The organism is Streptomyces sp. NPDC091416, from assembly GCF_044756845.1.
GTDB lineage: Bacteria > Actinomycetota > Actinomycetes > Streptomycetales > Streptomycetaceae > Streptomyces.
In genome coordinates this window covers 1,398,594-1,420,397 of the sequence record NZ_JBIVTU010000001.1, presented here as the reverse complement: position 1 = coordinate 1,420,397, position 21,804 = coordinate 1,398,594, and the positions used below count along the sequence as shown (strand labels likewise).

Below are 21,804 nucleotides of genomic sequence, written 5' to 3'. Positions count from 1 at the left end.
CCCGTCATGGCGACTCGCAGCGACAACTGCCACCGAGCGGGGGATCTGGCCCGGTTGTGCCGACCCGGACAGCTTGTTGAGGTGTCGAAGCCGCGGTCCGGCTGACGATCGCTTGACCTGTACCGAGGTTCAGGGGCGAGGGTTGAGGCATGAGTGAGGCAGACGAGCTGTTCGGTATCGCGGAGGTCTCGGCGTGGATCGGTCTGGAGCCCGACACGTTGCGGTACTTCGAACGTCAGGGGGTCGTACCGTCTCCACGGCGCGACAGTGCGGGGCGTCGCCGATACACGGCGGCTGACGTCGAGCTGGTCCGCATGCTGGTTCATCTCCGTGAGACGGGGATGCCACTGGCCGATATCGCGCAGTTCACAGGCGCCGACGACAAGGTGGCTGATCCGGCCAGGCTCCGAGTGGAGTTGCTGACGGCTCATCGCCGTCGCGTCCGCGACAGGCGCGAGGAGCTGGACCGTGCGCTCGATGTGATCACTCGGAAGATCGCGGACTTCAGTGATCGGATCACGGGTTCGGTGGACTTTCTCGACCGACCGGACTGCACGATCGCCTTCGGTGTCCAGGGCGAGGGGCCACTGCTGTTCCTCGTCGGCGCGCCGGCTGGGCGGGCCGGTTTCGCAGCGCTGGCGCATGAGCTTGCAGGACGTTTTACCGTCGTCACCCACGATCCACGTGGTATCGGGTCCAGCCGTGCGGTCCCAGGGATGGCCGCGCCCACGCCCGAGGTCCTTGCCGAGGACCTTGCTGCACTTGTCGACAGGTTCACCGGAGGACCCGCCCTGTTCGTCGGTACCAGTGGCGGTGCCGTGACGCTGCTGGAGCTGGGCAAGCAGCATCCTGACGTGGTCGGCCGGGCCATCCTGCATGAGCCGCCCCTCATGTCCCTCCTGGACGACGCAGAGCTGACCGGACGAGCCGCAGCAGCGTTCAAAGCCGCAGAGGCTGATCCTCAGCGGGCCGTGCAAGAGTTCTTTGACCTCAGCGGCGCTGCCCACCACACAGGACCGGATCAGACGCCTCCCGCCCATATGGCGCTACCCGAGCTGCCGGTCGAGGAACTCGACAAGAACCGCTACTTCCTGGGGCGGATGGCCGGCCCCACGGTCTTCTACGTCCCCGACATCGAGGCCATCCGCCGCGTTTCGGTGACGCTGTGCGCCGGCTCACTGAGCCATCACCAGATGGCGCGCCGGGCGACCCGAGCGCTCGCTGAACTTCTGGAGCTACCTCTGATCGACATGCCCGGCAACCACCTCGGCGCAAGCGCCGAGCCGGCAGAGTTCGCCCACGTCCTCGGGCTCCTGCTCGAACCCTGAACACATGGCAGTGCCCCTCCTGGGCCGACCGGCCCAGGAGGGGCACTGCCATGTCGCACCGCGACGCCGCACTGACTCAGCGCCACCGTCTGAAGGTCGCACGACTCGTCGTCGAGGACGGGTGGCCTGTCAGCGAGGTGGTCGCTCGGCTCCAGGTGTCCTGGCCTACCGTCCTTTCACGCGATTGACCAACGTCCCCGGTCAGTGCAACCAGGGACAGATATCGCCGCGAAGTGACAGGTGTCGCCGCGAGTCACAGTCATCCGTCCGAGTGGTCCGGAACACTTTTGCAAGCAGCTGCTTGCAAAAGTTAGCAGTCAGGGTCCACCATCGACCCATGGCCTCACTCAACGTCGGCAATCTCGGCGAGTACCTGCGCGAGCAGCGCCGTACCGCGCAGCTGTCGCTGCGGCAGCTCGCCGATGCCGCCGGGGTGTCCAATCCCTACCTCAGCCAGATCGAGCGCGGGCTGCGCAAGCCCAGTGCCGAGGTCCTCCAGCAGGTCGCGAAGGCGCTGCGGATCTCTGCCGAGACCCTGTACGTACGGGCCGGGATCCTGGACGAGCGGGAGCGGGAGGAGCTGGAGACGCGGGCGGTGATTCTCGCCGACCCGTCGATCAACGAGCGGCAGAAGAGCGTGCTGCTGCAGATCTACGCCTCCTTCCGCAAGGAGAACGGGTTCGAGGACGAGCCCGTGGACCCCGCGGACGGTGAGGGACACCCATCCGGTGCGGATAAGTCCCTCAGTGCCGACGGCAGTGCTGCCGATACAGGTTCAAAGCCCTCAAAACCCTCACAGTGAGTCGCTGAGCAGCTGAGTCACTGAGTCTGATGATCCGGGAGGACCACAGTCATGGCCATCACCGATGACCTGCGCAAGACCCTCACCGACCCGACCCCGCTCTACTTCGCCGCCGGCACGGCCGATCTCGCCGTGCAGCAGGCCCGGAAGGTTCCGGCCCTGATCGAGCAGCTGCGGGCCGAGGCGCCGGAGCGCATCGAGGCGGTGCGCAACACCGACCCCAAGGCCGTGCAGGAGAAGGTGGCCGGGCAGGCCAAGGAGGCGCAGGCCACTTTCCAGGCCAAGGTCACCGAGGTGATCGGGGCGTTCGACACCGACCTGAAGAAGCTGGGCGAGAGCGCCCAGGACCTGGCGCTGCGCGGCGTCGGCGTGGCCGCGGAGTACGCGGTCAGGGCTCGGGAGACGTACGAGAAGGTCGCCGAGCGCGGCGAGCAGAGCGTGCGCACGTGGCGTGGTGAGACCGCCGAGGAGATCGTCGAGATCGCCGTCGTCGTCGAGCCGCGCAAGGAGTCGAAGCCGGAGACGGTCAAGCCCGCGCCGAAGCCCGCCGCCAAGCCCGCGCCGAAGACCGTCAAGGCCGAGGCGGCCAAGCCGTCGCCCGCGGCGCCCGCCAAGAAGGCGCCCGCGCGCAAGCCCGCCGCCAAGAAGACCACGCCGCCCACTGCCAAGTAGCGCGGCGTTGCCCGGCAGGTGTGCCGGGGCGGCGGGCGGGCACTTTTTCCCGTGCCCCGGTCGTTGTCCCGGTACCTTGGCCGCGAGCGCTCATCCACTCACTAGGCGGTGCACCTCATGTTGCTCGAAGGCTTCAATTCCATCCTCGGGCTGATCTTCACGGTCATGACCGTCCTCGCCGTGGTGGCCTTCGTCATGGCCGCGATCGCCCGCGAGGACGCCTACCGCGCCGCGGACAAGCAGAAGAAGTCCTTCTGGCTGATCATCCTCGGCATTGCGGTGGTGGTGAACCTCTGGGCGCCGATGCTCTTCCTGCAGATCGCCGGGCTGATCGCGTCCATCGTGTTCTTCGTGGACGTACGGCCCGCACTCAAGGCCGTGTCCGGCGGTGGCCGCCGGCGTGGCGGCTCCAGCAGCGACGGGCCGTACGGGCCCTACAACGGCGGGCGCTGAACGCCTGCGGGTGACACCTGTCCGGGGCGGGGGCGCGGAATGCTCCGGCCCCGGCCGCCGTGCTGCGCCCGGTGGCGGGCGGTGTCGCGCGCGGTGTCCTGCTCCCTGTCGAGCAGGAGGACGGCGACGTCGTCGGTCAGTTCGCCGCCGTTCAGCTCGCGGACGTGCGTGACCGCCGCTTCCAGCAGGTCCTCGCCACCCAGGCCCTCGGCCAGCTGGCGGTTGACCATCGCGACCATGCCGTCCTGGCCGAGACGCTGCGTGCCGTTGCCGACGCGGCCCTCGATCAGCCCGTCCGTGTACATCATCAGGCTCCAGGTGCCGCCCAGTTCGACCTGTCGGCGCGGCCAGCGGGCGCGCGGCAGCAGACCGAGTGCCGGTCCGCCGTCCTCGTACGGAAGCAGATGCGCCGCTCGTCCCTGCCGGGCGATCAGCGGCGCGGGATGGCCCGCCAGGCACAGGCCCGCGCGGCGGCCGTCGGGGGCGATGTCGACGGTGCAGAGCGTCGCGAAGATCTCCTCGCTCTCCCGTTCGTGCTCCAGGACCTGCTGGAGCGTGGAGAGCAGTTCGTCGCCGCAGAGTCCTGCCAGGGTCAGGGCCCTCCAGGCGATCCGCAGCTCGACGCCGAGTGCCGCCTCGTCCGGGCCGTGCCCGCAGACGTCGCCGATCATCGCGTGCACCGTGCCGTCGGGGGTGCGGACCGTGTCGTAGAAGTCGCCGCCCAGCAGCGCGCGGCTGCGGCCGGGGCGGTAGCGGGCCGCGAAGCGCAGATCGGAGCCGTCGAGCAGCGGGGTGGGCAGCAGGCCGCGCTCCAGCCGGGCGTTCTCCTGGGCGCGCAGCCGGGACTCGGTGAGCTTGTGCTGGGTGACGTCGGCGCGCTTGCGCTCGACCGCGTAGCGGATGGCGCGGCTGAGGAGCCTGCCGTCGAGCTCGCCGCGGAAGAGGTAGTCCTGCGCCCCCACCCGTACGGCCTCGGCGGCCAGCTCCGCGTCGTCCTCGGCCGTGAGGGCGAGCACCGCGTGCCGGGGCGCGATCCGCAGCACGTGCTGGAGGGTCGCGAGCCCGTCGGCCTCCGCGCCCCGGTCGCCGGAGGGCAGGGCCAGGTCCAGCAGGATGCAGTCCACGTCGTCCGTGAGGAGCCGGCCCGCCTCGGTCAGGTTGCGGGCGGCGCGGACACGGACCCGGGCACCGGTCGCGGCCGAGAGTTCCGGGACGCTCAAGGTGCCCGCCGGGTCGTCCTCGATCACCAGGAGGGTGAGGTCGGTGCCGTTGCTGGCCTCCGCAGCGGGAACGGCACGCTGCTGCGGTACGGGTACGGGCATCGGTTCGGGTTTCCTTCCCTCCCCCCGAGGGCGCGGCGGAACGACGATCGACGATCCGCCAGACGGGGACGATAGCGGTACGGGATGCGGGAACGGAATGGCGCACAGCACTCGGCCTCCGGCATATGCACCGGCATAAGCCGCGTCAGGTCACGGATCCGGCGCGTTGCGCCGTTCGCGGGCGCTCGTGGGGGCATGACAAAGGTCACGCCGGGGCTCCGGGTGGCAGTGGCACCACTCACGCCGGGGCGTCCGGGCGGGGGCGGCATCGCTCGCCGGGGCTCCGGGCGGGGAGTGCCACCGCTCACGCCGGAGGCGTACCGGCCGTCGTGGCGCCGCTCGGGCGGTGGCCGGGCGGCGTCTGGGGAGCGGCGGGCGGAGCGGCTATCTGTCGGGGCGGACGACGCCGAGTATCTCCATCGAGCCCGCTCCGGCGAGCGTGACGTTTCGGCCCGGGCGCGGGGCGTGGACGATGGCTCCGTCGCCGATGTACATCCCGACGTGGCTGGCGTCGCCGTGGTAGATGATCAGGTCGCCGGGGCGCATGTCCTTGATCGCGATGTGCGGCAGCTGCCGCCACTGCTCCTGCGAGGTGCGCGGGATCGGCCGGCCGGCCGAAGCCCAGGCCCGTGACGTCAGGCCGGAGCAGTCGTACGACTCGGGTCCCACGGCCCCCCACACGTACGGCAGACCGATCTGGGCGGTCGCGAAGGCCACCGCCTTCTTTCCGCGCGCGCTCGCCTCGCGGTTGATCTCCTTCAGCGCGCCGGAGCTCAGCCAGGCGGTCTGCGACTTGTACTCCGCCTCCTGCTCCAGCTGGAGGAGGCGGGCGCGCTCCTTCTTCTCCAGCTGGGACTCCAGCTTCTTCGCCGCCGCGATCTGCTCGTTGATCTTCTTCTTGGCCTTGGCCTGCTTGACGCGATTGGCTTCGAGCTTCGTCCAGTTGGTGCTCGCGTCCTGCGTGTACGTCTCCAGGTCCTCCTGGGTCCTGTTCAGTTCCCCCAGGAGTCCCTTGGTGGCCTTCTGGCCCTGCTGAGCCCTGCCGATCCCGTCCAGGAAGAGCTGCGGGTCGCCGCTGAGCATGAGCCGGGCGCCCGGCGGCAGGCCTGCGTTGCGGTACTCCTCGCGGGCCTGCGCGCCCGCTCGGCTCTTGAGTTCGGCGATCTTCGCCTGGCCCTCGACTATGGCCTGGGCCAGCTTGACGATCTCGCCCGACTGCTTCCTGGCCTTCTCCTCGGCGAGGTTGTACGCGTCCGTTGCCGATCCGGCGGCCCGGTAGAGGCCGTCGATCTCCTGGCGCACCTCTTCGAGGCTCTTCTTCGCCGGCCGGTCCGCGGCGGGCGAAGGGGGCGCGGGTGCCGCGAAGGCCTGGACCGGCGAGGCCAGGACGGCCATCGCGCAGACCAGAGTGATCGCGGCAGCGGCACAGTGGCGTCGGTACACGAAGCTCCCCCTCCGAGCGGATCCCTGCGATGTGGATGCTGGTACGGATGTAGACACGAATCTGATTTACCGTCAGTAACTTACGGCGCCGACGAGATCGTGCCATGCCCTACCGAAAAGCAACAGAGGCAGACACATCTCCGCAGCTCGCGAACCCCCGTGGCGCCCCCCCCGGCCCCTGGTGTCCGCCCGTGTGGTTCAGGCCCCCCTGTTCTGGGACGAACGATGCCGTGCCGACGTTCCCGGTGCCGGGAGAGTTCACCCTGTTCCCCGGATGCGGGGCTAGCGTTCGGGTCGCAGTGCCGCCCACTTCACCGTCACTTCGCCCTGGCGCCACCGCCGTACGCCGTCCGTCAGCGGCCAGGTGCCGGACAGCGTCCGGACGGCCGTGATCCAGCGCTGCCGTGCGCCCAGCGAGGCGTACGGCGCCGCCGCCGCCCAGGCCCGGTCGAAGTCGCGCAGGAAGGCGTGGACGGGCTCGCCCGGCACGTTGCGGTGGATCAGTGCCTTGGGCAGCCGCTCCGCGAGGTCGGACGGGCGGCCGAGGGAGCCGAGCCGGGTCGCGAACGTGACCGTGCGGGGGCCCTCCGGGCCCAGCGCCACCCAGACGTGGCGGCGCCCGATCTCGTCGCAGGTGCCCTCCACCAGCAGGCCGCCCGGCGCGAGCCGGTCGCACAGCCGCTCCCATACGGCGACGACCTCGCCCTCGTCGTACTGGCGCAGCACGTTCGCCGCCCGGATCAGCGCGGGCCGCTCCGGCAGGGGGATCTCGAAGCCGCCGTGCCGGAAGGTGAGGCCGTCGCGTTCGTACGGACGCGCCGCCTCGACGCGCTCCGGGGAGATCTCGATGCCGACCACGCGGGTGCGCGGCTCGGCGGTGCGCAGGCGCTCCAGCAGCTCGACGGCGGTCCAGGGCGCGGCGCCGTACCCGAGGTCGACCGCCACGGGGGCGTCGGCGCGGCGCAGGGCGGGGCCGTGCGTGGCGGCGATCCAGCGGTCCATGCGGCGCAGCCGGTTCGGGTTGGTGGTCCCGCGGGTGGCGGTGCCGATCGGGCGCATGACACAGAGCGTAACCACTCGCCCGGGCCCGGCGGTCAGCACCGCGACGCGCCGGAGCCGTACCGTAATGATTTGGCAAAGCGGAAATGAAAGGAGGAGTTCCACTGTTCCAGCCTGTGCGAAAGGGTCCGTGCGCCCTCCTTCCGGGAGTGCCCGCGCCCCTGTCGTGGCATGCCGTGAACGAGGTCGGTGCCAGTGCCCTGAGCGAGGAGGACCGGACGACGTGAGTCAGTACGTCTCCCGGCTCGGCAGCAGCCGGGTCGCGCCGCGTCTCAGGTTCCCCGCAGGCTTCTCCGGCTCCTTCCCCGGCGGCCACCGCAGACCGCGCCGGATCGCGATGCTCTCCGTGCACACCTCCCCGCTGCACCAGCCGGGCACGGGTGACGCGGGCGGCATGAACGTGTACATCGTGGAACTCGCCAAGCGTCTGGCCGCGATCAACATCGAGGTCGAGATCTTCACCCGCTCCACCACCGGCGCGCTGCCGCCGGCCGTCGAGATGGCGCCGGGCGTCCTGGTCCGGCACGTCGACGCGGGCCCGTACGAGGGTCTGGCGAAGGAGGAGCTGCCCGCCCAGCTCTGCGCCTTCACGCACGGCGTGATGCAGGCGTGGGCCGGTCAGCGCCCCGGCTACTACGACCTGGTGCACTCCCACTACTGGCTCTCCGGCCAGGTCGGCTGGCTCGCCGCGCAGCGCTGGGGCGTCCCGCTCGTCCATGCCATGCACACCATGGCCAAGGTCAAGAACGCCGCGCTCGCCGAGGGCGACGCCCCCGAGCCCGCCGCCCGCGTCATCGGCGAGACCCAGATCGTGCACGCCTCCGACCGGCTGATCGCGAACACCGCCGAGGAGGCGGACGAGCTCGTCCGCTTCTACGACGCCGATCCGGGCGCCGTCGCCGTCGTCCACCCCGGCGTCAACCTGGACCGCTTCCGCCCCGCCGACGGCCGCGCGGCGGCCCGTGAGCGCCTCGGACTGCCGCAGGACGCCCTGATCCCGCTCTTCGCGGGCCGCATCCAGCCGCTGAAGGCCCCGGACGTGCTGCTGCGCGCCGTCGCCGCGCTGCTGGACCGGGATCCGTCGCTGCGCTCCCGCATCGTCGTGCCGGTCGTCGGCGGCCCCAGCGGCAGCGGGCTCGCCAAGCCGGAGGGGTTGCAGAAGCTGGCGGCCCGCCTCGGGATCGCGGACGTCGTGCGGTTCCACCCGCCGGTCGGCCAGGACCAGCTCGCCGACTGGTTCCGCGCCGCGTCCGTGCTGGTCATGCCCTCGTACAGCGAGTCCTTCGGCCTGGTCGCCATAGAGGCCCAGGCGGCGGGCACCCCGGTCGTCGCGGCGGCCGTCGGGGGACTGCCGGTGGCGGTACGGGACGGGGTCAGCGGCTTCCTGATCCCCGGGCACGACCCGGAGGCGTACGCGGCGGCGCTGGAGCGCTTCGCGGTCGCGCCCGAGCTCGTCGACCGGATGGGCGGCGAGGCCGCCGCGCACGCGCGGCGCTTCGGCTGGGACACGGCGGCGGCGGCGACCGCGGACGTGTACAGCGGCGCGGTCCAGGACCACCGGCGCCGGGTCCGCTCCCACCACGGGTGAGGGCGGCGCGCCCGCGCCACGCTTCGGCCGGGACATGCCGGCAAGCACGCCGCTGCCCGACGGGCGTACGCTCGCTCCATGGCTGACGTACCCGAGGAAGCGGCGACGCCGCAGGTCACACAGGTCGCCCAGGTCATCGCGGCGACGCTGAAGGATGCCGGGCTCGACTACGAGAGCCCCGCGCCCGGCCACTACGTCGTGCAGCTGCCCGGCACCCGCAAGCTGGCCACCACGTGCTCGCTCATCGTCGGCACGCACGCACTGTCCCTCAACGCCTTCGTCATCCGCCACCCCGACGAGAACGACGCGGCGGTGCACCGCTGGCTGCTGGAGCGCAACCTCCGGCTGTTCGGCGTGAGTTACGCGATCGACTCGCTCGGGGACGTCTACATCGTCGGCAAGCTGCCGCTCTCCGTGGTGACGCCCGGGGAGCTGGACCGGCTGCTGGGGGTGGTCCTGGAGGCCGCCGACGGCGCCTTCAACCCCCTGCTCGAACTCGGTTTCGCGAGCGCGATCCGCAAGGAGTACGCGTGGCGGGTGTCGCGCGGCGAGTCCACGCGGAACCTGGAAGCGTTCACAAATCTGACCCAGCGCCCCGTCAACTGACGTCTGCTGCTGGGCAATTCCTCGCCTGAAGATTCCCCGGTGCGCGGCCCTTTCGCTGCGCCCGGGGCTCGTGGCATGCTCACCGCCGACGCAGATATGAACATCGTTCACATCCGTGAAAATCGTGGAAGGCGGACCGGCTCATGGCGCCCCAGGCGGCGAAGAGGGAAATCAGCAGGCGTGGACTGCTCGGCAGTGCGGTGGCCGTTGCCGCGGCCGCGGCAACGGGAACGCTCGGCGGCGGAACGGCCTTCGCCGCGAGCGGCGGCCGGGGCGCCGCAGCCGGCGGACGGCCACAGCCGACCCCGATCTGGCGGGAGTTCACCGCAGCGCCCCTCACCCACCCGCAGATCCCGTTCATCGGCCGGGCCGGCTACCGCGGCGGCTCCGCCCTGCCCCGGCCGCGTACCGGCCACGGCTTCACCGCCGACGTCCGGCACTACGGCGCCCGGCCGGACAACTCCGCCGACGCCGCCCCCGCGATCAACCGTGCCATCGCCGCTGCCGGAGAGCGCGGCGGTGGCACGGTCCTCATTCCCGAGGGCACCTACCGCATCGACGACATCATCCGCATCGGCCACAGCGACGTCGTGGTCCGCGGCGCGGGCAGCGGCCGCACCACGCTCCTCGCCACGAAGAGCCTCACCGAGCTCATCGGCGCGTACGGCAGCCGCTACGGCGGCGACAAGTCCAGCTGGTCCTGGGCCGGCGGCCTCATCTGGCTCTGCCCCGAGGCCCGTTGGACCTCGCTCACCGACGCCATCAAGGCGAAGGCCTGGCCCTTCGAGGGCTGGACGGGGAACAAGCGGGACGAGTGGCAGACCCTGACCACGGTCGCTCCCGCCCGGCTCGGCGACCGTACGATCACCGTCGACGACGCCCGCAAGCTCAAGCGCGGCGCACTCGTCCTGCTCCGCCTCGCCGACGACTCCGCGCACACCCTGCTGGAGCACATGGCGGGCGGCGGCGCCGGTCCGGAGGCGTACTACTGGGACGACAAGACCAAGCTCACCTCGTACGTCCCCTACGAGTGGCCGGTCCGCATCACCGCCGTGCACGGGCGGCGGGTCACCCTGGAACGGCCGCTCCCGCTCGACGTCCGCCCCGAATGGGACCCGCGGCTCACCACCCTCGCCGCCCCGCTCACCGGTTCCGGCGTCGAAGGCCTCACCCTCGAAGCGGTCGAGACCCCCCAGTCCCCGCACCTGCTCGACAAGGGCTACAACGGCGTCGCGTTCCAGTGCGCGTACGACTGCTGGGCCGACGACATCACCGTCCGCCACGTCGACAACGGCTTCGGCCTCATCGGCGCCTCCGCCTGCACCCTGCGCCGCACGAAGGTCGCGGGGCGCGGCTCCCACCACCCGTACTACTGCCGCGAGGGCAGCCACGACAACCTGATCGAGGACTTCACCATCGAGCAGCGCACCGTCCCGGCACCCTCCGGGACCCAGCTGCACGGCATCAACGTCGAGGGCCTGTCCAGCTACAACGTGTGGTCGCGCGGCGTGATGGAGATGGGCACCTTCGACTCGCACCGGGGCATGCCGTTCGCCAACGTCCGCACCGACATCACCGTGAACAACAACGGGCGCCACGGCGGCGACGCGAGCGCCGGACCGCTGTTCGGCGCCCGCTTCACGCACTGGAACATCCGCGTCACCAACGGCCGGGCCGGCCTGATGCGGATCGACGGGCTCGCCCCGTACAGCGCGACCGTGGGGGTGAGCGAGGTGACGGAGTTCGACCAGACCGACGTCCCCGACTTCACCGGCGACCTGCACACCCGCCTGGAGGCGTACGGAACCCCGGAAGCCGTCCGCCCGCGCAACCTGTACGACGCCCAACGGGCGCTGGGGCACTGACGGACGCGTGCCGGCGCCGCGGCCGCCCTCAGGCCCGCGGCGCCGGTCCCGCCTCGTCGAGCGCCGCCTCCAGCCGCGGCGCCACCTCGTTCCACGTCCACTCCAGCTGCTCCGCGGACGCCTTCCGGGGCACGGTCTCCACCAGCATGATCAGGTAGAGGTACGCGCGGTACAGCGCGATCCGCGACCGCAGGGAACCGTCGAACTCCACCGGCCCGCCCGGCGCCGACTCCCCGTACCCGGTCAGGAAGTCCTCGTCCTCCTCGATGTCCCCGAACAGGGCGAGCGACACGAAGTCGGCGGCCGGGTCGCCCCAGAACATCCGCTCCCCGTCGATGATCCCGCCGATCCGCCGCGCACCCGGCTCTCCGGCGACCAGGATGTTGCCCTGCCACAGGTCGAAGTGGACGAGGGCGGGCCGGGCGACGTCGTCCAGGACGGACGAGGCGGCGTCGAACCGGCGGCGGACGGCCGAAGGCGTACGCGGCAGCCGCGCCCCGTACCTCTCCGCGTCGGCCAGCACGGCCTCGGTCATCACCGTGAAGGCGCCGCGCCAGGTCGGGGCCAACGGGCCGAGCGCCGCGGACGGGTAGCCGAATCCGCCCGGACCCGGCACGGTGTGCAGCCGGCCGACGATCCGGCCGAGTTCCGTGCGCAGCCGCCGGCCCTCGTCGTCGGCCAGGGCGCCGCCGAGCTCGTGCCAGGGCTGCCCGGGACGCTCCGTCATGATCACGTAAGCGCCCCCGGGTGCGGCCGGATCGAGTCCGCTGCGCACCAGGCCGGGGACGGCGGTCCCGTCGGCGAGAGCGGCCGCCGCGGTGTAGAACGCCACTTCGTTGACCAGCAGATCGCGCTCGTAGGCGAGATGGCTCCCGCCCGGCGGAGGCGTCTTCACCACCCACCGCCGGCCGTCGGTGAGGCCGACGCGGGTGACCGCGTTGTACGTACCTCCGGTCAGCGGATCGCACGAGGCGACCAGTTCCGGCGGCACGCCCACGGAACCCAGCACGGCGGACAGAGCGGAATCGACGGACATCAGCGGTCCCCCTTCGAGCGGTCACCCCGTGACGTGATGCTGCCATCTGCGCCATATGCGCAGTCCACGGCCTTCATGAGGTGATCACGACGTCGTCACGATCACGGGCGATGCCCGCTTTGACGGATTGCCAAACCACAGCCTGCTCATAGAGTTGGCAAACCCCCACGATTCCTCACCGCCGTGCCGAACCCGGCGACGGCCGCTCTCGTGCGGGCGAATCACCTTGAGACAGAAGGACGGGCCATGCGACCCACTGCCATACGCCGTACCGCCGTTGCCGCCACCGTGATGTCCCTGGCCCTGCTCACCGCGGCCTGCGGTTCGGACGGGGACGCGGGCAAGGACGGCGGCAAGGCGGCCGGCTCCGCCTCCGCGGCTCCGGCGGACAAGGGCGCGGACTCCGACGCCAAGGCGCTGACCGCCGCCGAGCTGGAGAAGGTCTCGCTGGCCGACGGCGACGTCAAGGACCACAAGGTCGCCAAGGCCACTGCCGCCGACGCCATCGAAGGCGACGCCGTCACGGTCGACAAGGCCGCCTGCGACCCGTTCGCCGACGCCCTGATGGGCGCCAAGGCAGGAAAGCCCGCCGCGTCCACGCAGCGGAAGGTGGCCGGCCTGCCGAAGAAGAGCGACGACCCGGCGAAGATGCTGGAGTCGGTGATGGACGTCACGACGACGCTCACCACGCTCTCCGCGTACGACGGCAAGGGCGCCGACGAGGCGCTGGCAGGTCTGCGCACCGCGGCGACCGAGTGCGCCTCCGGTTTCACCCTCACCGCCGCGGGATCGAAGCAGAAGGTCACCAAGATCGCGGAGGTGCCGGTCAAGGGCGGCGAGGAGGCCGTCGCCTGGACGGTGTCGATCGAGGCCGAGGGTGTCAAGAGCGCGATGAAGCTCATCCAGCTCCGCCAGGGCACCACGCTCGCCTCGATGACCGCGCTCAACCTGCGGGTGTCCGGTCAGGGCGGCGACTTCGAGCTGCCGACCGCGGTCATCGACGCCCAGGCCGCCAAGCTCGCCTGAGCCGGGGTCAGGGAAGCGCCCGACGACCCGTACCCCGCGCGGGTGCGATGTCCTACGGCAGCGGGACGAGCCGCACCACGGTGACGGTCAGGACCGAGCCGGAGACGTAGTAGAGCACGATCGCCCCGGCGACCGTCGCCTCGCGGCGATCGTGCTCACCCTTGACGGCGGACGAGCCGTGCCCGTACGGGTCACGCCCCAGCGTGCGCGCCATCTCGTCCCGGAAGGTGTCGCCGTCCCGCATCTTGGCCAGGGTGTCGTCGGCGGGCGGCGCGTAGGAGATCCGGAGGCTCAAGCGACGCTCCGCCTCTCCGCCTCGTCCCGCGCCAGCCGGTCCAGGATCCGCTCGGCCTCCGGATCGGGCACGGCTTCCAGCATCCAGTGCCGCATCACGGCCTGGATCTCGTGCACCCCGGCCTCGTTGATGGCGCGGTCGAACTCCTCGCGTCTCGCCTCGGGCAGGGCGTCGCGGATGGCCGGGATGCTGTTCGGCACCTCGACCTCGGCGCCGCCGACAAAGGTCTTCAGGGGTTCACTCATCGCTGCTCTCCCCGCTCTCCCCGCATGCGCCACAGGGTACGACGCCGGGTGAGCGCCGTCACAGGGGGAGCGCCGCAGGGGCGTCGTGGCGCTCCCTCATTGCACCTCCGGATCGCGGCGGTGACGCAGGCGGCGCGGCAGCGAAGAGCCCCCTGCCGGCGGATGATCCGCATGCAGGGGGCTCGGCGCGTGGGCGGCAGGTGTTTCTTGCGCCTACTTCTTGCCCTGGTTCTTCACGGCCTCGATGGCGGCCTTCGCCGCGTCCGGGTCCAGGTACGTCCCGCCCGGCTTCAGCGGGCGGAAGTTCTCGTCCAGTTCGTACGCGAGCGGGATGCCCGTCGGGATGTTCAGGCCCGCGATGTCCGCGTCCGAGACGCCGTCGAGGTGCTTGACCAGGGCCCGGAGGCTGTTGCCGTGCGCGGCGATCAGGACGGTCTTGCCGGCGAGGAGGTCCGGGACGATGCCGTCGTACCAGTACGGCAGCATCCGGTCGACGACGTCCTTGAGGCACTCCGTGCGCGGGCGCAGCTCCGGCGGGATCGACGCGTAGCGTGCGTCGTCGCTCTGGGAGAACTCGGTGCCGTCCTCGAGGGCGGGCGGCGGGGTGTCGTACGAGCGGCGCCAGAGCATGAACTGCTCCTCGCCGAACTCGGCCAGGGTCTGCGCCTTGTCCTTGCCCTGGAGGGCGCCGTAGTGGCGCTCGTTCAGGCGCCAGGAGCGGTGGACGGGGATCCAGTGGCGGTCCGCGGACTCCAGCGCGAGCTGGGCGGTGCGGATGGCGCGCTTCTGGAGCGAGGTGTGCAGTACATCGGGGAGCAGGCCGGCGTCCTTGAGCAGCTCACCGCCGCGGACCGCCTCCTTCTCGCCCTTCTCGGTGAGGTTGACGTCCACCCATCCGGTGAACAGGTTCTTCGCGTTCCATTCGCTCTCGCCGTGGCGGAGGAGGATCAGCTTGTACGGTGCGTCGGCCATGGGTCCGAGCGTAATCGAACCCGTACGGGCCGCGCGCGCCCGGCCACAGGGCGGACAGGGCGGCGCCGATTGACGCCGGGCGTCAATTGGGTGGCAGCGGCGAAGCCGGGATTTGTAATGTTCGGACCGTCGGCGGACCGCTTACCGCCTGCTCCGCATCCGCATCCGTACGTCCCGGGAGTACCCGTATGCCTGCCGCCGGTCTCAGACGGGCCACCCGTGAATCCGTCTCCGGTCTTCCCAGGGAGTTCTGGTGGCTGTGGACCAGCACCCTGGTCAACCGCCTCGGGGCGTTCGTGGCCACCTTCATGGCGCTGTACCTGACCCTGGACCGGGGCTACTCCGCCTCGTACGCCGGACTGGTCGCGGCCCTGCACGGGCTCGGCGGGGTCGTCTCCTCGCTGGTGGCGGGTGTGATGACGGACCGTTTCGGGCGGCGGCCCACGATGCTCGTGGCGCAGCTGTCCACCGCCGTCTCGGTGGCCGTGCTCGGCTTCATGGTCCATCCGGTGGCGATCGCCGCCGTCGCCTTCTTCGTCGGCATGGCCAGCAGCGCCTCGCGCCCCGCTGTCCAGGCGATGATCGCCGACATCGTCCCGGCGAAGGACCGGGTGCGGGCCTTCTCGCTCAACTACTGGGCGATCAACCTGGGGTTCGCGGTCTCGTCCGCCGGGGCCGGGTTCGTCGCCGAGTACAGCTACCTCGCGGGTTTCGTCGGCGAGGCCGTGATGACGCTGTGCTGTGCGGTCGTCGTCTTCATGAAGGTCCCGGAGTCCCGGCCGCAGAAGGCCACGGTCACGGCCACGGACGTGGACACCGCCGGTGGTGCCGACGGCATCAGGCTCGGCACGGTGCTGCGCGACGGACGGTTCATGGGCGTCGTCGGACTGTCGTTCGTGATCGCCCTGATCTTCCAGCAGGGGTACGTCGGTCTGCCGGTGGCCATGGGGGCCGACGGGTTCAGCAGCTCCGACTTCGGCGCGGCGGTCGCCGTCAACGGCGTGCTCATCGTGGTGCTCCAGATCCCGGTCACCCGGTTCATCCAGAGCCGCGACCCGCGCCGGCTGCTCATCGTGTCGTCGCTGCTGGCCGGGTACGGGTTCGGGCTGACGGCCTTCGCCGGTTCGGTGGCGGTCTACGCGCTGACCATCTGCGTCTGGACGGTCGCCGAGATCGTCAACGCGCCCGTGCAGAACGGTCTGGTCGTCCAGCTCTCCCCGGCTCACGGCCGGGGCCGCTACCAGGGCATGTACGCCCTGTCCTGGTCGGCCGCGGCGCTCGTGGCCCCGCTGATGTCCGGCGTGGTGATCGACCACTTCGGGGCCGGGTGGCTGTGGGGGACATGCGCGGTCCTGGGTACGGGCGCGGCGTTCGGCTACTGGCTGCTGATGCGGAACCTGCCGCGGGACGGCGCGCCTTCGGCGCCGGCCCCGGCGGTCGTGAGCGGAGCGGGCGGGGCCGGAGCCGCCGTGGCCGTAGCCGCCGTCGATGCCGACGGAGCGGTCGGAGCGGTCGCGGTCCGGGGCGCCGGTGCCGAACCCGTCGTGGAACGGACAGCCTGAGCAAGGGCCGCGGAGGGCGCTCCGCGCGGACGGTGCAGGTCCGCGCGGAGCGCCCTCCGGCGCGCTGAGCCCGCCCGTCAGCCGGAGCAGCCGCCGCACTGGCACGGCGCGCCGGACTGGCAGCCGCACCCGCAGCCCGATCCGCAGCCGCAGGCGCCGACGACGCCCCGGTGCGCCACATCGGCGGGTGTTCCCTGCTGGGGTTCGGTCGTGGGGGAATCGGCCATGGTTCCTCCTCAAGGTGTACGACAGGGCCGTACGCCCGCCCGGGGCCCACGACCGGGGCGTACGGAAAGGTCGTGCCGCCCCACCCCATTGCATGCCCAGCCGGGCGGGCGCATCAACGGCGCACACGCGCAGGAACACATGTGCGAGTCCCTGGCGCTGCGTGCGGCCCCGGGCCGAGGCCGCGCCATGGCCCGGGCGGCCTCGGCCGGCTACGCCCCCTCGACCGGCGTCGGCTGCTGGATCTCGTCCGCGTGCTCGCCCGTCACCAGGTAGACGACGCGCTTGGCCACCGACACGGCGTGGTCGGCGAACCGCTCGTAGTAGCGGCCGAGCAGCGTGACGTCGACAGCCGTCTCGATGCCGTGCTTCCAGCGGTCGTCCATCAGGTGCTGGAACAGCGTGCGGTGCAGCAGGTCCATCTCGTCGTCGTCCTGCTCCAGCTGGAGCGCCAGGTCGACGTCCTTCGTGATGATCACCTCGGCGGCCTTGGCCATCAGGCGCTGCGCGAGCTGGCCCATCTCCAGGATGGTGGCGTGCAGGTCGTCCGGGACCGCCTTCTGCGGGAAGCGCAGCCGGGCCAGCTTGGCGACGTGCTGGGCGAGGTCGCCCGAGCGCTCCAGGTCGGCGCTCATCCGCAGCGAGGTGACCACGATCCGCAGATCGGTCGCCACCGGCTGCTGGCGGGCCAGCAGCGCGATGGCCCGGGCCTCCAGGTCGTGCTGGAGGTCGTCGACCTTCTGGTCCGCGGCGATCACGGTCTCCGCGAGCTTGAGGTCGGCGTCGAGCATGGACGTCGTCGCCCGGCCGATCGCCGATCCGACGAGCCGGGCCATCTCGACCAGCCCTTCGCCGATCGAGTCGAGTTCCTCGTGGTACGCGTCACGCATGGGAAGTCCCTCTCCAGTTCTGAACCGAGGCCGGGGCCAGCTCTGAACCCCACGGTGCCACCGTGACGGCCGTACGCGTCGGGTTCCGACCGGCCAAGTGAACCGGCGCTTGCCCCTCGGTGAACTCTGGGCGACGAGTGTTCGGATACGCACTCGGACGGCTGGGAGAGTGTCGGCGGAGCCGCATAACCTGGAGCCATGGACGTGAACGCGGCGGTCGCCGCAGCTGCAGCGATCGCCGGTGTGTGTACCGGCGTGATCGCGATGCTGGCGTTCCGCTGGAGCGAGCGCGACCAGAAGAAACCCACGCGTACGTCCCTGCGGCCCGACAGCGGTGCCCCCCTGCCCCCGGGCGTCGACACGGTCCTGTCCGTGCTCAGCTCCTCCGCGGTCGTGCTCGACGAGAGCGACAGCGTCGTCAAGGCCAGCTCCGCCGCGTATGCGCTGGGACTGGTCAGGGGAGGGCGTCTGGCCGTCGAGCCGATGCTGAACATGGCCAGGGACACCCGTCGCGACGGGGAGATACGACAGGTCGAGCTGGACCTTCCCCGGCGCGGTACGGGCCGGGGCGAGGCCCTCGCGGTCTCCGCCCGGGTCGCACCGCTGGGCTCCCGGCTGGTGCTGCTGCTGGTCGAGGACCTCACCGAGGCCCGCCGCATCGAAGCGGTCCGGCGCGACTTCGTCGCCAACGTCAGCCATGAGCTCAAGACACCGACCGGCGCGCTGTCCCTGCTCTCCGAGGCCGTCATGGACGCCTCCGACGATCCGGAGGCGGTGGAGCGGTTCGCCGGCCGGATGCAGATAGAGGCGACCCGGCTCACCAACCTCGTACAGGAGCTCATCGACCTCTCCCGGGTGCAGAACGACGACCCGCTGGAGGACGCCGAGCCGGTCCGGGTCGACGAGCTGGTCGCCGAGGCCATCGACCGCTGCCGCCAGCAGGCAGGCTCCAAGCAGATCACCATGGCCGCGGGCGGCACCGCCGAGCTCCGCATATGGGGCAACCGCGGCCAGCTCGCCGCCGCGCTCGGCAACCTCGTCGAGAACGCCGTCAACTACAGCCCCGCCCGCACCCGCGTCGGCATCGCCGTCCGCCGGGTGGTCGTACCCGGCGGGGACGAGATCGAGATCGCCGTGACCGACCAGGGCCTCGGCATCTCGGAGAAGGACCGGGAACGGGTCTTCGAACGCTTCTACCGCGTCGACCCGGCCCGCTCGCGCGCCACCGGTGGCACCGGCCTCGGCCTCGCCATCGTCAAGCACGTGGCCGCCTCGCACGGCGGGGAGGTCACCGTGTGGAGCTCGGAGGGTCAGGGCTCCACCTTCACCCTGCGGCTGCCCGAAGCGGGCTCCGTACGGGCCCGGGACCGCACATCGGGCGGTCCCCTCATCGTCAACGGCGACGAGGCGTCCCACCCGGGCGCCGCACCCGACACTTTTGATTCGTTCCCTGCCCCGGAGGCTCTTCCGTGACCCGAGTGCTTGTCGTCGAGGATGAGGAATCCTTCAGCGACGTCCTGTCCTACATGCTCCGCAAGGAAGGCTTCGAGGTCGCCATCGCGGCCACCGGCCCCGACGGCCTCGACGAGTTCGAGCGCAACGGTGCCGACCTCGTGCTCCTCGACCTGATGCTGCCCGGTCTGCCCGGCACGGAGGTCTGCCGGCAGCTGCGCAGCAAGTCCAACGTCCCCGTGATCATGGTCACCGCCAAGGACAGCGAGATCGACAAGGTCGTCGGCCTGGAGATAGGGGCCGACGACTACGTGACCAAGCCCTTCTCCTCGCGCGAGCTCGTCGCCCGCATCCGCGCGGTGCTGCGCCGCCGCGGGGAGCCGGAGGAGGTCACTCCGGCCGCGCTGGAGGCCGGCCCCGTGCGGATGGACGTGGACCGGCACGTCGTCACGGTGTCCGGTGGCAAGGTCGATCTGCCGCTGAAGGAGTTCGACCTGCTGGAGATGCTGCTGCGCAACGCCGGGCGGGTGCTGACCCGGATGCAGCTGATCGACCGGGTCTGGGGCGCCGACTACGTGGGCGACACCAAGACGCTCGACGTCCACGTGAAGCGGCTGCGCGCCAAGATCGAGCCGGACCCGGGCGCCCCGAGGTTCCTCGTCACGGTGCGGGGGCTCGGGTACAAGTTCGAGCCGTAGACCGGCCCGGACACGGCAGCAGGTGTGGCGGAGGCCGCCTCCCAGGACCGGGAGGCGGCCTTCGCCGCACCTGCTGCCGTTCGTGCCGGGGTCAGCCCGGCTGCTGCGAGTCCGACGCCGCGTCGCTCGGCGTGGTCGTGTCGCCCTCGGAGGCCGGGGCGGAGGCCTCGCCGGTCGAGGCGCCCGGGGTCTCCGACGCGGAGGCGGTCGCCGACGCCTCGGGCGACTGCCCGGGCTTCTTCGGGGTCTCCGGCAGTGCGCTGGGACCGAAGTCCGCGAAGTAGCCGGTTGCGGGCACGACGGAGGCGCCGAGCGGGACGTCGCCGGTCCGGCTGAACTTGAAGACCAGCGGCTGCACGTTGCCGTTCTGCGTGGCCTCGTGGCCGTTCTCGATCACGGCGGAGGCATTGCCCTCGCCGCCGAGGATCACCCGGCCGCCGGCCGGTACGACGACCGGGCCCGAACCGCCGGCGGCGTGCAGCTCCACGGAGCCGCTGCCGCCCGTCAGGGTGATGGCATCGAGCGTCTCCGCCTGGGTGCCGTTGTTGAACAGCGTGGCGGTGACCGCGGCCGGGCCCTCGGCGCCGTGTTCCGGCTGGGTGATCACGTTGACGTTCTGGATCTTGATGTCGCCGGCCGACGTGGCGGCGTTGTCAGGCCTGACTTCGAGCGTCTGCGCGTTCTTGCCTGCTCCGCATGCGGAGAGCGCGGCGATCGAGAACGCGATGGCAGTGGCGGCGAGAGCGCCGTGTCGAAGGCTGCGGCTCACGGCGGCGGCAACTCCTTGAACGAGCGGACTTACGGACGGGGTCGGGCGAGCGGTGTAAAGCCGCCCTAAGGGTGTGTCAGCGGCCAGGTTACCGAGCCCCTGTCCCCGCCCCGCACCCGACCCGCCCCTGACGGCCCGGGGGATCCTGACCCGACCGCTCCGGGCGTCGCGGGCCGGCGTGCGCGAGATCATTCGCACGCCGTTCACATAACGCGCTTGATCAATTCCGCGGGATGTTCCGCCGTGCGTTCCGCGGATGTTCCGGCGCGCGTTCCGCCGGATGTTCCCGCTGCGCCTCGCGCTCCTGTTCAGCCGCTGTTCAAGGAGGTGTGGCGCATTCATTGCGCATAATCCGCACGCGATCCGGCGTTGATCAATTTCAATGACCATGCGTACCGCCGTCGCCACTAACGGCCGTACAGGTGATCGATCTCCGAACGGAGTACGGATTGTTCATCATCCGGAACCCGGCAAAACGGGACGTCTCGTCACTTCCGAGCGGGTTCCGGTCGGTGTAACGTCCGCGTTTCTCCTCGCCCGTACAGCGGCTCCGACCTGCGAATACCGTCCTCCAGGAGCCTTCCGCAGCACGTCCGTGTTGCAGTTGTCAAGCCCCGAGATATGCCCTGACCTGCGAAAACGCCATTCAGGAGAAGCAGTTCTCGTGTTACTCTTGATAGCCACGGAAGGGGTACCTGTCACATGACGTTCAAGGTTGGCGACACCGTGGTCTATCCCCATCACGGGGCCGCGCTGATCGAGGCTATCGAAACTCGCCAGATCAAAGGCGTGGACAAGACCTACTTGGTGCTCAAGGTCGCTCAGGGCGACTTGACGGTGCGTGTGCCGGCGGACAATGCGGAGTTCGTAGGCGTGCGCGACGTGGTCGGGCAGGAAGGGCTGGACCGGGTCTTCGAGGTGCTGCGCGCACCGTATGCCGAGGAGCCGACGAACTGGTCCCGACGCTACAAGGCAAATCTCGAGAAGCTCGCATCCGGCGATGTCATCAAGGTCGCGGAAGTGGTTCGTGACCTGTGGCGTCGTGAGCGCGAGCGCGGACTCTCCGCAGGTGAGAAGCGCATGCTCGCCAAGGCTCGCCAGATCCTGGTGAGTGAGCTCGCTCTCGCGGAGAACACGAACGAGGACAAGGCCGAGGCTCTTCTTGACGAGGTCCTCGCGTCCTGAACCGGATCGCACCGGTCGTAAATAATGTGCCGCGGTGCCCGCTGACCAGCCGTTTTCACGGTGTGTCGTCGGGCGCTGCGGCATGTCCGGCGCCGTCAGGCTGCTCTTCGGTTGTCATCCGGGGGGTCGGGTGTCGCCCGGTCGGCGCACCCGGTCCGGCGGACGCCTGCGGATGGCGTGGCCGTGGCCGGATGAAACCGGATGTTCTCCCCGATGCGCCGATGCGTTGGCCTCATCGACGATCCCCCGGTACCTTGCTCGCGATCTTGTGAAGTCGACGTGTAGGCCGATCCCGAGCGGCCGGGGCGGTA

General features: G+C 70.9%; 22 protein-coding genes and 1 pseudogene. 13 read left to right on the top strand and 10 right to left on the bottom strand.

Annotation, left to right across the window (positions count from 1 at the left end):
- The first annotated feature begins 149 nt into the window (after positions 1 to 149).
- From ACIQMX_RS06415 to ACIQMX_RS06395, 5 genes and pseudogenes are all read left to right on the top strand, one after another.
- A complete protein-coding gene (locus ACIQMX_RS06415; protein WP_402475380.1) occupies positions 150 to 1,328 on the top strand; it encodes an alpha/beta fold hydrolase in 1,179 nt (392 codons plus the stop codon).
- Positions 1,329 to 1,378: 50 nt separating this feature from the next.
- Positions 1,379 to 1,501: pseudogene (locus tag ACIQMX_RS06410) on the top strand (helix-turn-helix domain-containing protein); the annotation flags it as partial.
- Between the two features lie 164 nt (positions 1,502 to 1,665).
- Positions 1,666 to 2,130, top strand: coding sequence for a helix-turn-helix transcriptional regulator (locus ACIQMX_RS06405; RefSeq protein WP_363073116.1), 465 nt, complete (start codon positions 1,666 to 1,668; stop codon positions 2,128 to 2,130).
- Between the two features lie 51 nt (positions 2,131 to 2,181).
- Positions 2,182 to 2,802 (top strand): hypothetical protein, encoded by a 621-nt coding sequence (locus ACIQMX_RS06400; protein WP_363073114.1) that lies wholly within the window; start codon positions 2,182 to 2,184, stop codon positions 2,800 to 2,802.
- 117 nt (positions 2,803 to 2,919) lie between these two features.
- Positions 2,920 to 3,255, top strand: a complete 336-nt coding sequence (locus ACIQMX_RS06395) for a DUF2516 family protein (RefSeq protein WP_363073112.1) — start codon at positions 2,920 to 2,922, stop codon at positions 3,253 to 3,255.
- On the opposite strand, the gene ACIQMX_RS06390 is transcribed toward ACIQMX_RS06395, so the two are convergent.
- From ACIQMX_RS06390 to ACIQMX_RS06380, 3 genes are all read right to left on the bottom strand, one after another.
- A complete protein-coding gene (locus ACIQMX_RS06390; protein ID WP_363073110.1) occupies positions 3,237 to 4,577 on the bottom strand; it encodes a fused response regulator/phosphatase in 1,341 nt (446 codons plus the stop codon). The two genes, ACIQMX_RS06395 and ACIQMX_RS06390, sit on opposite strands and share 19 nt — an antisense overlap.
- Before the next feature lie 384 nt (positions 4,578 to 4,961).
- A complete protein-coding gene (locus tag ACIQMX_RS06385) occupies positions 4,962 to 6,020 on the bottom strand; it encodes an NlpC/P60 family protein (protein WP_363073108.1) in 1,059 nt (352 codons plus the stop codon).
- Between the two features lie 282 nt (positions 6,021 to 6,302).
- Positions 6,303 to 7,079 (bottom strand): class I SAM-dependent methyltransferase, encoded by a 777-nt coding sequence (locus ACIQMX_RS06380; protein ID WP_363073106.1) that lies wholly within the window; start codon positions 7,077 to 7,079, stop codon positions 6,303 to 6,305.
- Between the two features lie 223 nt (positions 7,080 to 7,302).
- Here ACIQMX_RS06380 and mshA point away from each other — a divergent pair, with 223 nt between their 5' ends.
- From mshA to ACIQMX_RS06365, 3 genes are all read left to right on the top strand, one after another.
- Positions 7,303 to 8,667, top strand: coding sequence for a D-inositol-3-phosphate glycosyltransferase (gene mshA, locus ACIQMX_RS06375; RefSeq protein ID WP_363073104.1), 1,365 nt, complete (start codon positions 7,303 to 7,305; stop codon positions 8,665 to 8,667).
- Between the two features lie 78 nt (positions 8,668 to 8,745).
- The gene (locus ACIQMX_RS06370; RefSeq protein WP_402475374.1) at positions 8,746 to 9,273 is read left to right on the top strand and encodes a YbjN domain-containing protein; all 528 of its coding nucleotides are present in this window, start codon (positions 8,746 to 8,748) and stop codon (positions 9,271 to 9,273) included.
- 143 nt (positions 9,274 to 9,416) lie between these two features.
- Positions 9,417 to 11,138 (top strand): glycosyl hydrolase family 28-related protein, encoded by a 1,722-nt coding sequence (locus ACIQMX_RS06365; protein WP_402475373.1) that lies wholly within the window; start codon positions 9,417 to 9,419, stop codon positions 11,136 to 11,138.
- Between the two features lie 28 nt (positions 11,139 to 11,166).
- Here the strand turns inward: ACIQMX_RS06365 and ACIQMX_RS06360 are convergent, their stop codons facing one another.
- Positions 11,167 to 12,174: a phosphotransferase family protein gene (locus ACIQMX_RS06360; protein ID WP_402475370.1), complete on the bottom strand. Its 1,008-nt coding sequence runs from the start codon at positions 12,172 to 12,174 to the stop codon at positions 11,167 to 11,169.
- A gap of 246 nt (positions 12,175 to 12,420) precedes the next feature.
- Here ACIQMX_RS06360 and ACIQMX_RS06355 point away from each other — a divergent pair, with 246 nt between their 5' ends.
- Entirely contained in the window at positions 12,421 to 13,200 is a 780-nt protein-coding gene (locus ACIQMX_RS06355) for a hypothetical protein (RefSeq protein WP_402475368.1), read from the top strand.
- A 52-nt stretch (positions 13,201 to 13,252) separates the two neighbouring features.
- On the opposite strand, the gene ACIQMX_RS06350 is transcribed toward ACIQMX_RS06355, so the two are convergent.
- From ACIQMX_RS06350 to ACIQMX_RS06340, 3 genes are all read right to left on the bottom strand, one after another.
- A complete protein-coding gene (locus ACIQMX_RS06350; RefSeq protein WP_363073094.1) occupies positions 13,253 to 13,495 on the bottom strand; it encodes a hypothetical protein in 243 nt (80 codons plus the stop codon).
- The gene (locus ACIQMX_RS06345; RefSeq protein WP_148019431.1) at positions 13,492 to 13,740 is read right to left on the bottom strand and encodes a hypothetical protein; all 249 of its coding nucleotides are present in this window, start codon (positions 13,738 to 13,740) and stop codon (positions 13,492 to 13,494) included. Before ACIQMX_RS06345 ends, ACIQMX_RS06350 begins: the two co-directional genes overlap by 4 nt.
- A 213-nt stretch (positions 13,741 to 13,953) precedes the next feature.
- Complete coding sequence (locus tag ACIQMX_RS06340) at positions 13,954 to 14,712, bottom strand: phosphoglyceromutase (RefSeq protein WP_402475364.1); 759 nt, start codon at positions 14,710 to 14,712, stop codon at positions 13,954 to 13,956.
- Between the two features lie 188 nt (positions 14,713 to 14,900).
- Between ACIQMX_RS06340 and ACIQMX_RS06335 the strand changes: the two genes are divergently transcribed.
- Positions 14,901 to 16,274, top strand: coding sequence for an MFS transporter (locus ACIQMX_RS06335; RefSeq protein WP_363073086.1), 1,374 nt, complete (start codon positions 14,901 to 14,903; stop codon positions 16,272 to 16,274).
- 77 nt (positions 16,275 to 16,351) lie between these two features.
- Here ACIQMX_RS06335 and ACIQMX_RS06330 read toward each other — a convergent pair whose 3' ends face one another.
- Both ACIQMX_RS06330 and phoU read right to left on the bottom strand, forming a co-directional pair.
- On the bottom strand, positions 16,352 to 16,501 hold the full coding sequence (locus ACIQMX_RS06330; protein WP_363073084.1) for a hypothetical protein: 150 nt from the start codon (positions 16,499 to 16,501) through the stop codon (positions 16,352 to 16,354).
- 210 nt (positions 16,502 to 16,711) lie between these two features.
- Positions 16,712 to 17,389: a phosphate signaling complex protein PhoU gene (gene phoU, locus ACIQMX_RS06325; RefSeq protein ID WP_148019406.1), complete on the bottom strand. Its 678-nt coding sequence runs from the start codon at positions 17,387 to 17,389 to the stop codon at positions 16,712 to 16,714.
- Between the two features lie 198 nt (positions 17,390 to 17,587).
- Here phoU and ACIQMX_RS06320 point away from each other — a divergent pair, with 198 nt between their 5' ends.
- Positions 17,588 to 18,862, top strand: coding sequence for an ATP-binding protein (locus tag ACIQMX_RS06320; protein WP_363073082.1), 1,275 nt, complete (start codon positions 17,588 to 17,590; stop codon positions 18,860 to 18,862).
- Complete coding sequence (locus ACIQMX_RS06315; protein WP_073733027.1) at positions 18,859 to 19,539, top strand: response regulator transcription factor; 681 nt, start codon at positions 18,859 to 18,861, stop codon at positions 19,537 to 19,539. Before ACIQMX_RS06320 ends, ACIQMX_RS06315 begins: the two co-directional genes overlap by 4 nt.
- A gap of 91 nt (positions 19,540 to 19,630) precedes the next feature.
- Here the strand turns inward: ACIQMX_RS06315 and ACIQMX_RS06310 are convergent, their stop codons facing one another.
- Positions 19,631 to 20,308: a DUF461 domain-containing protein gene (locus ACIQMX_RS06310; protein ID WP_363077087.1), complete on the bottom strand. Its 678-nt coding sequence runs from the start codon at positions 20,306 to 20,308 to the stop codon at positions 19,631 to 19,633.
- Between the two features lie 702 nt (positions 20,309 to 21,010).
- On the opposite strand from ACIQMX_RS06310, the gene ACIQMX_RS06305 reads away from it, so the two are divergent.
- Positions 21,011 to 21,493 carry a CarD family transcriptional regulator gene (locus ACIQMX_RS06305; protein ID WP_006380568.1) on the top strand — a complete coding sequence of 161 codons (483 nt, stop codon included), beginning with the start codon at positions 21,011 to 21,013 and terminating at the stop codon, positions 21,491 to 21,493.
- Positions 21,494 to 21,804 lie beyond the last annotated feature (311 nt).